12 protein-coding genes and 2 pseudogenes are annotated in these 12,931 nt (G+C 59.3%); 8 read left to right on the forward strand and 6 right to left on the reverse strand.

The features are described from left to right. Window positions 1–67: 67 nt before the first annotated feature. Entirely contained in the window at window positions 68–1,120 is a 1,053-nt protein-coding gene (locus K7431_RS06465; protein WP_012722878.1) for a phage portal protein, read from the reverse strand. Next, window positions 1,120–2,877, reverse strand: a complete 1,758-nt coding sequence (locus K7431_RS06470) for a terminase ATPase subunit family protein (protein ID WP_012722877.1) — start codon at window positions 2,875–2,877, stop codon at window positions 1,120–1,122. The genes K7431_RS06465 and K7431_RS06470 overlap by 1 nt, the downstream gene beginning before the upstream one ends. A 151-nt stretch (window positions 2,878–3,028) precedes the next feature. Between K7431_RS06470 and K7431_RS06475 the strand changes: the two genes are divergently transcribed. The 3 genes and pseudogenes from K7431_RS06475 to K7431_RS06485 form a co-directional block, all read left to right on the forward strand. Beyond that, entirely contained in the window at window positions 3,029–3,907 is an 879-nt protein-coding gene (locus tag K7431_RS06475; RefSeq protein ID WP_012722876.1) for a GPO family capsid scaffolding protein, read from the forward strand. Window positions 3,908–3,952: 45 nt separating this feature from the next. Next, a pseudogene (locus tag K7431_RS06480) lies at window positions 3,953–4,828 on the forward strand (phage major capsid protein, P2 family); the annotation flags it as partial. Between the two features lie 30 nt (window positions 4,829–4,858). Beyond that, window positions 4,859–4,948, forward strand: a pseudogene (locus K7431_RS06485) (pyocin activator PrtN family protein); the annotation flags it as partial. Here K7431_RS06485 and K7431_RS06490 read toward each other — a convergent pair. Beyond that, a complete protein-coding gene (locus tag K7431_RS06490) occupies window positions 4,923–6,074 on the reverse strand; it encodes a site-specific integrase (RefSeq protein WP_012722874.1) in 1,152 nt (383 codons plus the stop codon). The pseudogene K7431_RS06485 and the gene K7431_RS06490 sit on opposite strands and share 26 nt — an antisense overlap. 103 nt (window positions 6,075–6,177) lie before the next feature. On the opposite strand from K7431_RS06490, the gene dusA reads away from it, so the two are divergent. Together dusA and tal are read left to right on the forward strand one after the other, a co-directional pair. Continuing rightward, complete coding sequence (dusA, locus tag K7431_RS06495) at window positions 6,178–7,188, forward strand: tRNA dihydrouridine(20/20a) synthase DusA (protein ID WP_012722873.1); 1,011 nt, start codon at window positions 6,178–6,180, stop codon at window positions 7,186–7,188. A gap of 253 nt (window positions 7,189–7,441) precedes the next feature. Then, the gene (gene tal / locus K7431_RS06500) at window positions 7,442–8,368 is read left to right on the forward strand and encodes a transaldolase (protein WP_012722872.1); all 927 of its coding nucleotides are present in this window, start codon (window positions 7,442–7,444) and stop codon (window positions 8,366–8,368) included. A gap of 200 nt (window positions 8,369–8,568) precedes the next feature. Here tal and rssC read toward each other — a convergent pair whose 3' ends face one another. Both rssC and rssB read right to left on the reverse strand, forming a co-directional pair. Continuing rightward, the gene (gene rssC, locus K7431_RS06505) at window positions 8,569–9,051 is read right to left on the reverse strand and encodes an anti-sigma factor antagonist RssC (RefSeq protein WP_003172602.1); all 483 of its coding nucleotides are present in this window, start codon (window positions 9,049–9,051) and stop codon (window positions 8,569–8,571) included. After that, the gene (gene rssB / locus K7431_RS06510; protein WP_012722871.1) at window positions 9,051–10,232 is read right to left on the reverse strand and encodes a two-component system response regulator RssB; all 1,182 of its coding nucleotides are present in this window, start codon (window positions 10,230–10,232) and stop codon (window positions 9,051–9,053) included. The genes rssC and rssB overlap by 1 nt, the downstream gene beginning before the upstream one ends. A gap of 276 nt (window positions 10,233–10,508) precedes the next feature. Between rssB and K7431_RS06515 the strand changes: the two genes are divergently transcribed. Then, window positions 10,509–10,805 (forward strand): PilZ domain-containing protein, encoded by a 297-nt coding sequence (locus K7431_RS06515; protein ID WP_012722870.1) that lies wholly within the window; start codon window positions 10,509–10,511, stop codon window positions 10,803–10,805. Between the two features lie 239 nt (window positions 10,806–11,044). Here K7431_RS06515 and K7431_RS06520 read toward each other — a convergent pair whose 3' ends face one another. Further along, entirely contained in the window at window positions 11,045–11,734 is a 690-nt protein-coding gene (locus K7431_RS06520; protein WP_012722869.1) for an MlaA family lipoprotein, read from the reverse strand. Between the two features lie 195 nt (window positions 11,735–11,929). Here K7431_RS06520 and K7431_RS06525 point away from each other — a divergent pair, with 195 nt between their 5' ends. Beyond that, a complete protein-coding gene (locus tag K7431_RS06525; RefSeq protein WP_012722868.1) occupies window positions 11,930–12,538 on the forward strand; it encodes a hypothetical protein in 609 nt (202 codons plus the stop codon). Between the two features lie 110 nt (window positions 12,539–12,648). Continuing rightward, window positions 12,649–12,915 carry a DUF4404 family protein gene (locus tag K7431_RS06530; RefSeq protein ID WP_012722867.1) on the forward strand — a complete coding sequence of 89 codons (267 nt, stop codon included), beginning with the start codon at window positions 12,649–12,651 and terminating at the stop codon, window positions 12,913–12,915. Window positions 12,916–12,931: the final 16 nt, after the last annotated feature.

A 12,931-nucleotide genomic window follows, 5' to 3' on the forward strand; every position in this document is an offset into this window, starting at 1 on the left:
TGCGTGTGTGCAACTTCGAGCCGGTGTTGACGCGCCAGCTCGTCGCCTCGTTTACTGCGCGGGGGTACTACTTCCCCCCGGTTGGAAGCTCAAATTCCTTGAAGCTGACGACCTCTTCACCCAGCCACTCGTTTACCTGGGCCAGCCTCGCCTGCAACGGCTCCAGCTCGTTGACCGCCCAAACCTCAGCAGCCTCCCGTAACGACCCAAACCCGCCGGCGTTCTGCGGCACGATGCCCATCAGCTGTGGCGGAATGCGCAACGCCGCGAGCAGATCGTCGCGGCTGATGTTCTTGATCGAGCTGAATTCATCCTTGGCCGCCACTTCGCTCACCGGTATGAGCTGAATGCCGTCCTTCTTCCCGGCCGGCGCATACACGAACAGGTTGCGAAAGTTGCCAGGCCCTTTGGAGTTCTTCAGCGCGGTCCGCAGTGAATCGATGTCCTCTTCCTTCTGCGCTGCGTCGGTCATGTATAGGATGAAACCGGCATGGCTGCCGTTGTTGTAGTACTTGCGACGGAACAGCGTGGCGCTCTCGTTGAGCAGCGCGCTTTGCAGTGCTGCAAGCCACTCCGGCAGGCCGTAGATCTCCTGATTGATATCTGCCTCACGCAAATGACAGATCGATCCAGGGGCGAATTCGTGCTCATCCTTCCAGCCACGCACCTGGTAGTAGGTCTCCATGTCCACACCCCGGCGCATGTACTTCGCCAGTGGCGGCAGCAGGCCCATGGTGTTGCGGAGCATGTTGTTGCGCTTTTCGAGGTAGCAGTTGCCACACCAGAGCCAGTCCAGGGCGAACTGCTCAAAGGCCTGACGGCTCAACAGCCGGTGGGGTACGAACGTGCGGGCGAGCATATTGCGCTTGAAGTTCAGCCCTGATTGAAGGTACACGCTGGCCCGCGTCGTCTTCGCCAGGCCGTCCATGGACATCGGCGTTTCAAACCAACGCCCGTTGGCCCAGCACTCCAGATAGTCGAGGATCTCCCTGCTATCCAGAACCGGCGCCGGATCGCCGAAGGTGAACGCCTCAACCGGCCCGGATTCAGGCGGCAGCACGTCCCCTTCAATGGGTTGCTCGGCGGTGGCAAGTTGGGTGCCGCGCTTGCGTCTGCTCATCAGTAGGACTCCATAAATCCGGTGTTCGAGGTGGTCTGCCCTTCGAGGGGTTCGTTGTGCAGTGCGTGGAATGTTGCCCACGCCAAATCGGCATGGCCGGTTTCGTCAGTGCGACCGGCCGTGTAAGTAAATTGGCGCCCGGAGGCGGTGATTGTTTTGCGGATAGCCATCAGGGACTGGGCCAGGTCGGTCCAGCCGGCGTCGAACTCCAGACGGCCGTTTTTGATGACGTCATAGGCCTTCAGCACCAGGCGTGTTTTGACTTCTGGCGAATAACTGAAAGCGGTGATGTTCGGGAAGAATTGCTTCACCAACTGGGCCACGCCCGACCCCATGCCGGTGATGTCGATGCCGATGTAAGTGACCCAGTAACGCTTGGTGACCTGGCGAATCGCCTCTGCCTGGGCCGCAAAGTCCATCCCTCGGAACTGGTGTTTCTCCAAGACCCGAAACTTGCCACCTGGCACCATAGGCGGGGCGATGACCACCAGGCCGGCGCTGTCGCCGCTCTCTGCTGGGTCGTACCCCACCCAAACCTGCCGATCCCCAAATGGCCGCGCGGCAAACGGCTTGTAGTCCTGCGCCCACAGATCCCAGCTGTCCACCATGCATGGCTGCAACATCGCCAGCGGGAAGATGCTCGCTCCGTCGTCGATGAACTGGCACATCAGCAGATTCTGGAAAGCCTCGGCGTCGTACTCCTGGCGCAGCTCGTCCAGGTCGAACAAGTCGCAGCCACGGTCTTCCGCATCCAGGATGGTGACGATTTGCCGCCATACCCGGTCCTCGCAGAGCCGCCCCTGTTGCAGTGCGTTGTGGGAAACGTCGATTTTGACCCGCTGTGACGCCGGCTTGCCCTTGTTGAACCGCTCACCGGTCCAGAATGTATAGGCTTCGTGCGCCATGCTGGACGGCGTCGAAAAGTAGGTTCGGCGGTATTGCTTCTGCATCGCCATGCCGCTGGCGACCTTATTGAGTTCCTTGAACTTAAACGTCCAGAAGAATTCGTCGAAGTAGAAATTGCCGTGGTAGCCCTGGGCCGTCCGGGCGTTGGTGCCCAGAAAGTGAAGCTCCGCCCCATTGCCCAGAATGATCGGGTCACCCGTCAGCTCGACACCCACCACCTCGCGGGCAAACGCCTGGATGTAGGCTTTGAAGATATGCGCCTGGTTTTTTGAGGCCGACAGGAATATCTGGTTGCGACCTGTGGTGAGCGCATCGATCAGGGCTTCACGGGCAAAGTAATAGGTCGCACCAATCTGCCGTGATTTGAGGATTGCGCGAGTCCGCTGGTTGCCTGCCTTGTACCAATCGAGCTGATAACCGAAACAGCCATCAATGAACGCCTCAGTCAGCTTTTCGATGTGTTCTTCGTCGAACTCGTTGCGCTTAGGCGCCTTCTTCGGCCCCTCGTTGCGCTTGGCTAGGTTCGGGTTCAGCTCGGTTTCGGTACCGCCGTCGTTGAAGCGCTGAATACGGGCTTGGCGCTCCAGCTGGCGGTGTAGCAGGTCAATTTCCTTGTAGTCCGATCCTGACTTCGGGTCCTTGAGGATCAGTTGCACCAGGCGGGCTTCGGTCGCAGCCTGAATACGCTCCAGGGGAGTCGCCCGGTCCCACTCGTCGCGGGCCTTCCAGCTGTGTAGGGTTTTTTCCTTCTCCCCGATCAGTTCAGCGATCTCGCACACGCGATAGCCCTGCCAGTACAAGTGCTTGGCATGGCGGCGGTGATCAGTGGGCAATTCGACGATGGCATTCATGGCGCAGATGCTGCCGCCCGCGCGCGTACAGTTCCCGCGCCAGCCCTTGTAGTGCGGCGATCTACAACAGCGCCTCGTTGCCCGTCGCGCTCGCGCTCAACAACATGCGCTCATCGCCAAGGCACACAGCCACCGCTCTGAGGATTCACGCATGGCCGGCAAAACCAACAACCCAGGCAAAAAACAGCTTTCCAAATTCTTCCGCGTCGCCGTCGAAGGCGCCACCACGGACGGTCGCCAGATCGAACGGCAATGGCTGGTCGATGCCGCCGAGACCTACAGCCAGAACACCTACGGTGCGCGGGTGTGGATCGAGCATATGCGCAGCCTGCTGCCCGACAGCCCATTCCGAGCTTATGGCGATGTGGTCGCGCTGAAGACCGAAGAAGTTGAAATTGCCGGCGCCAAAAAACTCGCTCTGTTTGCCCAGATTCAACCGACTGCCGACCTGGTCACGATGAACAAGGCGCGGCAAAAACTGTACACCAGCATCGAGATTCGTCCGAAGTTCGCCGACACCGGGCGGGCCTACCTGGACGGCATCGCGGTTACCGATACCCCAGCCAGCCTGGGCACCGAGATGCTGACGTTCAGCGCTCAACACCCGGACATGAACCCACTGGCAGGCCGGAAGCGCGATCCTGGCAACCTTTTTTCCGAGGCTATCGAGATCGAACTTGAATTCGAAGAGGTTGAGGACGAAAGCGGCAAGGTCACAGGCCTGTTCAGCCGCGTTCTCGAACTCCTCGGTAAGAGCAAGGACAAGGAAGGCAAGGACGCCGCTCTTTTCACTGAACTCGGCGAGGCGGTTGAAGCCATGGCCGAGCACGTAGCCCACCAGGGCGAAGCGTTTGCGGCGGAAAAGTCTGCCCGCGAAAAGCTCCAGGCGGCCCACGACAAGCTCTCCACCGACTTTACGGCGCTGGTGGGCAAACTCGAAAAAACCCCGGACACCACCGGAAAACAACCGCAGTACTCCGTTCGCCCGCCGGCTACGGGCGGTGACGGCGCACTCGTCACCGACTGCTGATCCACACCACGGACAACACCCAGCCAAGGAACATCGGAGAACACCATGCGTAACGATACCCGCGTCCTGTACAACGCCTACCTGCAACAACTCGCGCAACTGCACGGCGTGAGCGACGTCACCACCAAATTCACCGCCGCCCCAAGCGTCGCCCAAACACTGGAAACCCGGATTCAGGAATCCAGCGCATTTCTCAGCGCCATCAACGTGTTCGGCGTTTCGGAGCAGTCGGGCGAAAAAATCGGCATCGGTATCGACGGCACTATTGCCAGCACCACCGACACCACGCTCAAAGATCGAGAGCCCCGCGACCCAAGCGGACTGGATAACCGTGGGTACACCTGCACCCAAACCAACTTCGACACCGGCATCCGCTACCAGAAGCTGGACCAGTGGGCCAAGTTCAAGGACTTCCAGGCGCGAATTCGCGACGCGATCATCAAGGCACAGGCGCTCAACCGCATCATGATCGGCTGGAACGGCACCAGTCGGGCAGCAACCTCCAACTCAGCAACCAACCCACTGCTGCAGGACGTGAACGTCGGGTGGTTGCAGAAAATGCGCTTGGAAAATGCTGCTCGCGTGTTGCATGAAGTAGTCGACGGCAGCGGGAAGATCCAGATCGGCGCCGGTAAGGACTTCGAAAACATCGACGCCCTGGTCATCAGCATGGTCAACGAGTTCATCGAACCTTGGTACCAAGAAGACACCGACCTGGTGGTGATCTGCGGTCGCCAGCTGCTTGCTGACAAGTACTTCCCGATCATCAATAGAACCCAGGCGCCGACCGAGATGCTTGCGGCCGATATCGTCACCAGCCAGAAGCGTATCGGCAACCTGCCAGCCGTGCGCGTGCCGCACTTCCCGGCCAACGGCCTGCTGGTTACCCGCCTCGACAATCTGTCGCTGTACTGGCAGGAATGTGCAACACAGCCTCACTGACAGCGGCGGATAAACGACCTGGCCGCATACCTGGATCTGCAGCACGCAGCGGCAGTTAAGGAACATAACCAGCTCAACGGGATAAAACGCGCCTTTTGAGCCACTTCTCTGATGCGGCGCCCAGTTGGACGGGCGCCCTCAGTATCTTTTCGTGCCATTCCCAGCCCACATAGCGATCACCCTTGCCACGCAGGTGGGTGTAGCGCCGCATCGAATTCCAATCCCGGTGGCCGGACACACTTGCCACACGCGGGATATCCCAATCCATTTCAAACAGGCGGCTGACGCCTTCATGGCGAAGGTCGTGGAAGTGCAGGTCAGCAATTTCCAGAAACTTGCAGGCTTTGGCCCAGGACGTGGAGATGGATTCAGGGCTGTAGGGGAAGATGTCTTCGCCGGCCTTCGGCATGGTGTGGAGGATCTGCCACGCCTCGTCCGGCAGGTAGCACCACACGTCGTTGCCGATCTTCTGGCCGGGGTTCTTCATGTCGCGCACCAGCATTCGCTGACCAGGCTCGTCGACGTCGGCCCAGCGGATACGGGTTATTTCATCCAGCCTTCGCGTAGAGAACAGGGCAAAGCCCACGACCTTGAGCATATTGATGACGGTTGGGCGCCGCGCCTGCATGGCCTGATAGTGCGTGAGAACCTTGTCCAGCTCGTCCAACGTCGGCCGGCGGTCGCGCTCGCGGCTTTTAAGGTTGTAGCCCAACTTGCGCAGCACCCGGCGCGCACCGCCCATGGCGAGCGGATCGACCTGGTAGCCCCAGGCGTCTTTGGCGATGGCCAGGACGGCGCCGAGGTGCGCCAGGTCGTTGCCGGCGGTCTGTGGCTGGACCCCGCCACCTTCGCTGCTCATCCGAAAGAGCGCGAAGTCGACCAGGCATTGAGTGGTGACGTCGGTATCGTTCAGTTGGCCGATGTCCATCTTGCCGATGGCTTCAAGTGTGGCCTTCTTGGTTTTGCCCAGCGGTCGGGCCTTTCCCACTTCCAACAGGTACTGGTCGATCATGTCTTTGACTGTGACGCCCTTCCGGCTGGCCCGCTCGATCGCACCAGGCTGGTCCAACTCAGATTCGCGCTTGCGCGTCCACGCCTGAGCGGCCTGTTTCCGGGCGAAGGTCTGGCTCTCTTGGTAGACTTGCACTCCGTCGCGTTTGATGCGGATTTGAGCCGTGTAGCTCACAGTCCCATCCGCCAGTTTTCTTGCCCTGATAGTCGCCATTTCGAAAGTGGTACGCGTCAGTTTTAAGGTGGTACATCGTACCACCTAGCTTCTAAAAACGCCTGAAAACGCCCTAAAACTCGCCAAGAACACGTTGAGTAAAATGCTAGATAAACAGAGCTTTAGCCCAGCAGAATCAAGCCCCGCACTGTCTCGGCGCTTTAGCGTTGCACCTATGATGGACTGGACCGACCGCCACTGCCGGTTCTTCCTGCGCCTGCTCTCCAAGCACGCGCTGCTCTACACCGAGATGGTCACCACGGGCGCGATCCTCCACGGCGATCACGACCGTTTCCTGCGCCACAACGAAGCCGAGCACCCGCTTGCACTGCAATTGGGCGGTAGCGTGCCCGCCGACCTGGCGGCCTGCGCACGTATGGCCGAAGCCGCAGGCTACGACGAAGTAAACCTGAACGTCGGCTGCCCCAGTGATCGGGTGCAGAACAATATGATCGGCGCGATCTTGATGGCGCATCCGGCGTTGGTGGCGGAGTGTGTGAAGGCGATGCGTGATGCGGTGTCGATTCCGGTGACGGTGAAGCACCGTATCGGGATCAACGGGCGGGACAGTTATGCCCAGTTGTGTGATTTCGTCGGGACGGTGAAGGACGCTGGCTGCACCAGTTTTACCGTGCATGCGCGGATTGCGATCCTGGAAGGGCTGTCACCGAAGGAGAACCGTGACATTCCTCCTTTGCGCTACGACGTGGCGGCGCAGTTGAAGCAGGACTTTCCCGAGTTGGAGATTGTGCTCAACGGCGGCATCAAGACGCTGGAGCAGTGCCATGAGCATCTGCAGACGTTTGATGGGGTGATGCTGGGGCGCGAGGCTTATCACAATCCGTATGTGTTGGCGGAGGTGGATCAGCAGTTGTTTGGCAGTGAGGCGCCGGTGATCAGCCGGGCTGAGGCGCTGGTGCAGTTGCGGCCTTATATTGCTGAGCATTTGGCGAGCGGTGGCTCGATGCACCATATCACTCGGCATATTCTGGGGTTGGGCACTGGTTTTCCAGGGGCGCGCAAGTTCAGGCAGTTGTTGTCGGTGGATATTCATAAGGCGAGTGATCCGTTGGCGTTGCTGGATCAGGCCGGGGCTTTGCTGGAAGGGCGCTGAGTGTCCGTGCAGGTCCGGGGTGACTGGCCTGCCGCTATCGGGGCAAGCCCCCTCCCACATTTGGGTTGTGGTGGTCATGCGGTAATTGGGTTGAACCTGCCGACCGTTTTGCCCTCCTATCTTGCAGCACGGCCGGTCATTCAAACGGCTGTTTTCAGGTTGTTGCCCTCGCAAACGATCGAACGCATTTGCGCCCTTGAGCGCCTGTCGGCGCTCGGGTAATGTCATCAGACCCACAGGACAGAGCACGCCCATGACTTCCAAGCTGGAACAACTCAAGCAATTCACCACCGTCGTAGCCGATACCGGCGATTTTTCTACCCTCGCCAAGCTCAAGCCGCAAGACGCCACCACCAACCCTTCCCTGCTGCTCAAGGCTGCGTCGATCCCAGGCTATGCCAAGCTGCTCGATGAGTGCGTACAGGACTGCAATGGTGATGTAGGCCTGGCCAGCGACCGTTTTGCGGTGGCGGTGGGTCAAGAGATTCTCAAAGTGGTGCCGGGCCGTATTTCCACCGAGGTGGATGCCCGCCTGTCGTTCGACACTGACGCCGTACTCAAGCGTGCGCACCGTCTGATCGACCTGTACGACAAAGCCGGCGTTGGCCGCGACCGTGTGCTGATCAAGATCGCCTCCACCTGGGAAGGCATCCGCGCCGCCGAGCAGCTGGAAAAAGAAGGTATCCAGACCAACCTGACGCTGCTGTTCTCCTTCGCCCAGGCGGTAGCCTGTGCTGAGGCTGGCGTGTTCCTGATCTCACCGTTCGTGGGCCGTATCTACGATTGGTACAAAAAGGCCAACGGCAACGACTACACCGGTGCTGAAGACCCGGGTGTGCAGTCGGTGACGCGCATCTACAACTACTACAAGGCCAACGGCTACAAGACCGTGGTGATGGGTGCGAGCTTCCGCAACCTCAGCCAGATCGAAGAGTTGGCTGGCTGTGATCGCCTGACCATCAGCCCGGATCTGCTGGAGAAGCTGGCGGCGGATGAAGGCAAGCTGGAGCGTAAGTTGTCGCCAGGCCATGCCGGTGAAGCGCGGGTGCACCTGACTGAAGCGCAGTTCCGTTGGGAGTCCAACGAGGATGCGATGGCGACTGAGAAGCTGGCGGAGGGGATTCGTCAGTTTGCTCGGGACCAGGAGAAGCTGGAAGCGCTGTTGTCGGCCAAGCTGTAAAAAGCGCAGGCGGCAAAAAGGGCGGTACCTTCGCGGGTACCGCCCTTTTTTTGCCTTTTGCCGGTCTCAAGCCAAGCAGCGTTCTAAGGTGGGAGGGGGCTTGCTCCCGATGGCGGTGGGTCAGTTATGAATTTACTGACTGTCACTCCGCTATCGGGGGCAAGCCCCCTCCCACAGTTGACCGTATTCCAGGACTTGGATCAGTGGCGTTCCAGCGCGTTGACGAGGTCGTGGAAGGCTTCACGGTTGGACTCGTTCAAGCCCATCAGGATCTTGTGCGCTTCCAGCACCTTGACCCGCACCACTTCCTCGGACTGGTCCTGGGACGGCAGGTCGGTCAGGCATTCCGGGCAGGGGATCGGGCGGTCAACGATGTTGAACACCTGGTCGAAGCCCATGGACTGCAGCAGACGGGTGATGTCTTCGTGGGTGGTGACGACCGTCGGCAACAGGCCAACCTTCTGCCGAGACAGAATGGACAACTTGGCCAAGAGACCCAGGGTGGTGCTATCGATGCTGCGGGTTTCGGTCAGATCGATCACGATCGCCGAGAAGTTCAGCGCTGTGAAGATCCGCTCAATCGTCGCATCCAGCGCCGAACACAAGGTCAGGCGCACTTCACCGACAAATTTCAGGACAAAGGTCCCGTCTTGCTCGGCGAATTGGATTCTTCCGGTACTCATCAAAGATTCCTGCTCAACACCAATAGGGCGATATCATCCGGCATCTCCCCTAGCGTGGCCAATCCAAAAACCTGCCGCAGGCCATCCAGGCTGCCGCCCGCCGACTTGACCTTTTGGGGCAAGGCGGCTTCTTTCTCTTTGAGTGTAGGCTCTGGAAGAAGGTCCAGGATACCGTCGGACATCAGCGTAAGGCTGAATGTCGGCGGTAACTCCAGAATGTGGTCTTCATAGGTGGCTTCATTGAACAAGCCCACCGGCAAACCACGCCCTTCCAGGTAACGCACACTGTCAGGAGTGTACAAAACCGGCATCGGCAGGTGACCGCCGATGCTGTAGGTCAAAAGACCGGTTTCTTCATCAATCACGCCGCCGACCATCGTCACGTGCTTGCCCAGCTTGCAGCTGATCAAGCCCCGGTTGATGTGGCCCAGCACCTGGGAGGGGGTGAACTCCGGCAAGGTGCCATTGCGTTTGGATTCGAACAGCAACCGTGTGGTCATGAACTTCAACAACACGGTGACAAAAGCAGAGGAAGCACCATGGCCGGATACATCGGCCAGGTAGAACGCGACACGCCGTTCGTCAACGCGGAAGTAGTCGACAAAATCACCCGAGAGGTACAGCGACGGGATGATCTGGTGCGCAAACTGAAATTCGTCGATGGTCCAGGGGCTGACCGGCAGCATGTTCATTTGCACCTGGCGACCGGCGTTCTGGTCTTCCTGGAGCAGGTTGAGGCTGGCTTCGAGTTCGCGGTTGGCGGTTTCGAGCTTCTCGCGATAGCGCTGGTTCTCCACCAGCAGGCGGGCACGGTCCAGGGCGCGGCGCACCGAGTGCTCCAGCACCGCCAGGTCTTCCAGGGGCTTAATCAGGTAATCGGCAGCGCCCAGGCGCAGGGCCTCGACGGCATCGTTCATCACGCCCGCGCCGGACACGACAATCACCGGGGTCTGCGGCGCGCGCTCGGTCACCTGGCGAATCAGCTCGAGGCCGCCCATCTGGGGCATGCGCAGGTCGCAGATCACGAGGTCGGGCTGGTCGCGCTCGAATACCTGGAGACCCTGTTGGCCATTACTGGCCTGCAGGACGCTGAAGCCACTGTCTTCCAAATAGGCCGCGAGGCTCGCGCGCACTACTTCGTCGTCATCGATTATCAGCAGCGTGGCACTGGTTTTTTGCATGTGGGCAAACGGCGCCAGAATTAGGTTGGCGTAGGCGGCTCGGCAATGGCCGGACTCACGTACTGGATTCGCTTTCTAGCCTCTCTGTCCTACAAAGCATTGGGATTTCGCCCATGCACAAAGGTAAAGCAGAGGTGCCCTTCTAAGGCGCAGACGGTACTCCCATCCGTGAGGGGTTTCAAGCTCATGCCGATGGTCGCCGGGCGTCTTTACATCGCAAATCACCGGGAGTTATAAGAACAGGCACGACCACAACACAAAGTAAGGATGGAACCTATGAGCGAACACGAGCGCGACTATGCCGAAAAACGCGATTTCATCCGCATGCGTGTGGATGCCGATGTGGCTTTGATCCATGCCGGCCAGGAGATTGCCGGGGTATGCGTGGACCTTTCCAGCTCCGGGATGCAGGTGCAGGCACCCCGCCAGTTCAACGTGGGAGATGAATTGACCGTACGCATCGATTCGGAGCATGCCGCCCTTGCCGGCCTGGAGGCGGATACCGAAGTGGTATGGACCAAGACGGCAGGCGAAGAGCAACAGCTGGGGCTTAAGATCTTGAAAATGCGCTGAAACCCGCGCACAAAAAAGGCGACCCCCAGGGTTAATGCCAGTCGGTTAACACTTAGAAAGGGTAAAAAATACCCTGTGGCGAGGGAGCTTGCTCCCGTTGGGCCGCGAAGCGGCCCCAAAAATGGGACTGCTGCGCAGTCCAGCGGGAGCAAGCTCCCTCGCCACAGGTACAGTGTTTGCCCTTAACTGACTGGCATTACCCCCAGGGTCGCCTTTTTTTCATTTCAAAACATCACAGCTTAAAAATCGTCAACCACCTTGCCATCCTTGACCTTGAACTCGCGGTTCTGCAGGTAGGCGTTGCGGATAAAGGTGTACTTATCGCCGGTGATCAGCTTCTCACTGTCGAGCAGGCTGGCACGGGTGTCGACAATGTTCAGGCCCATGGTGCTGTTGCGCCAGCCGATATCGTTCATATAGCGGTACGGTTGGGTGTAGCTGTCCACGTACTTGGACGGCGCATCACGCAGTGTGCTTGGGCCCAGCAGCGGGATCATCACGTAAGGACCACTGCCCACGCCCCAATAACCGAGGGTCTGGCCGAAGTCTTCATCGCTGCGTTGCAGCCCCATTTTGGTGCCGACATCGATAAAGCCCAGCACGCCGAACGTGGTGTTGACCAGCAAACGGGCGGTGTCGACACCGGCGTTATGCGGTTTGAGTTGCAGCACGTTGTTGGCCAGGTTGCCCACATCGCCGATGTTGCGGAAGAAGTTGTGGATACCGTCTTCGACAAACTGCGGGGTAATCCACTCATAGCCTTGGGCCAACGGCTTCAGGGCGTAGGTATCAACGGTGTCGTTGAAGGTGAAGATCGGGCGGTTGATGCTTTCCCACGGATCGTCTTCCGACGCTGCGTGTGCGGCAAACGGCGCCAGCAGTACAGTGGCACACACCGACAGCTGAGCGAAATAGTGGCTCCAGCGCATAGCTTTTGCTCCTTGAATGGTCTGTCATGGGCGCTATGCCCTGAATAAGGCCGTCAGTATATGACGGAAGTCGCCATTTAGGCAGCAACAAGGAAGCGCCTGACATTAAATGGACAAAATTCCTACAATTAACAATCCTGTCATCGACTTGTCATCCTGCCTCGATAGCGTTAGCGCTATTTCAGGGATGTCGACATGCCTCAACCCGAAATTGCCATCGCCAGCGCCCCCGCCTTGACTGCCGTTCTGTTTGGCCTGAGTGGCTGCCTGGTGGATTTCGGTTCCCGGGCGCGCACCGACTCACCCTCCCCCGACTCCCAAGCCACACCGGGTGCGCTGAAAATCCTGCGCAGCCTCAAGGAACAGGGTGTTCCCTGCGCCTGGCTGGATGAACTCCCCCCCGCCGTCACCACGCCCCTGGCCGCCACGCTGCCCGACTGGGTCAAGGCGGCATCGCCCTCCGCCATTCGCTGGCCCGCGCCCCATGCCTGCTGGCAAGCCTTGATGGAGCTGAATATCGAGCGCCTGGAAGGCTGCGTGTTGGTCAGCGGCGAACCGCGCCTGCTGCAATCCGGGCTCAATGCCGGGCTGTGGACCATCGGCCTGGCCTCCTGCGGCTCATTGTGCGGGATGGCGCCCGAGCAATGGCTGGCATTGAGCGAACCGGAACGCGAGCTCAAGCGCGGCAAGGCCACCCTCGCGCTGTACGGGCTGGGCGTGCACTCGGTGATCGATCACCTGGGCGAACTCGGAACCTGCCTGGCCGACATCAGGCTGCGCCAGCACAAAGGCGAGAAGCCCTGACACGGATCATGCACAGTCGACGCCAGTGGATTAATCTACAGGTCAGCCCGTAGACCTTTCTCGGCGTGCCGCGGTCTATGCCAGTGACTATCGATAAAAGGAAACATGTCATGCCTGATCGCAAAAAACTGGAAGAACAGGTCGAGATCCTGCGCGGGCAATTGGAACAGGATCCGCCGCTGTCGGAAGAGAAGCGTGAAGCACTGGAGGCTTTGATTGCCAAGTTTGAGTTACAACTTGAACTTGAACCGGCGACTCAGACACCCAGTATTTCCGATGATGTGAATCAAGCAGCCATAGAGTTCGACGCCGAGCACCCGGTGATTTCCGGGACATTGCGCAATATCATGAACACGCTGGGCAGCATGGGAATTTAATCTGCGCGCCAGCCCA

This window comes from Pseudomonas fluorescens group sp., assembly GCF_020093335.1.
Taxonomy (GTDB): Bacteria; Pseudomonadota; Gammaproteobacteria; order Pseudomonadales; family Pseudomonadaceae; genus Aquipseudomonas; species Aquipseudomonas petroselini.

What these genes read in the sequence shown, in the direction of transcription:
- K7431_RS06515 (WP_012722870.1), top strand. Translation starts at nt 10,509, where the DNA reads ATGAGCGAACACGAGCGCGACTATGCCGAAAAACGCGATTTCATCCGC.
- K7431_RS06475 (WP_012722876.1), top strand. Translation starts at nt 3,029, where the DNA reads ATGGCCGGCAAAACCAACAACCCAGGCAAAAAACAGCTTTCCAAATTC.
- dusA (WP_012722873.1), top strand. Translation starts at nt 6,178, where the DNA reads ATGCTAGATAAACAGAGCTTTAGCCCAGCAGAATCAAGCCCCGCACTG.
- K7431_RS06525 (WP_012722868.1), top strand. Translation starts at nt 11,930, where the DNA reads ATGCCTCAACCCGAAATTGCCATCGCCAGCGCCCCCGCCTTGACTGCC.
- K7431_RS06530 (WP_012722867.1), top strand. Translation starts at nt 12,649, where the DNA reads ATGCCTGATCGCAAAAAACTGGAAGAACAGGTCGAGATCCTGCGCGGG.
- rssB (WP_012722871.1), bottom strand. Translation starts at nt 10,232, where the DNA reads ATGCAAAAAACCAGTGCCACGCTGCTGATAATCGATGACGACGAAGTA.
- rssC (WP_003172602.1), bottom strand. Translation starts at nt 9,051, where the DNA reads ATGAGTACCGGAAGAATCCAATTCGCCGAGCAAGACGGGACCTTTGTC.
- K7431_RS06520 (WP_012722869.1), bottom strand. Translation starts at nt 11,734, where the DNA reads ATGCGCTGGAGCCACTATTTCGCTCAGCTGTCGGTGTGTGCCACTGTA.
- K7431_RS06490 (WP_012722874.1), bottom strand. Translation starts at nt 6,074, where the DNA reads ATGGCGACTATCAGGGCAAGAAAACTGGCGGATGGGACTGTGAGCTAC.
- K7431_RS06470 (WP_012722877.1), bottom strand. Translation starts at nt 2,877, where the DNA reads ATGAATGCCATCGTCGAATTGCCCACTGATCACCGCCGCCATGCCAAG.
- K7431_RS06465 (WP_012722878.1), bottom strand. Translation starts at nt 1,120, where the DNA reads ATGAGCAGACGCAAGCGCGGCACCCAACTTGCCACCGCCGAGCAACCC.
- tal (WP_012722872.1), top strand. Translation starts at nt 7,442, where the DNA reads ATGACTTCCAAGCTGGAACAACTCAAGCAATTCACCACCGTCGTAGCC.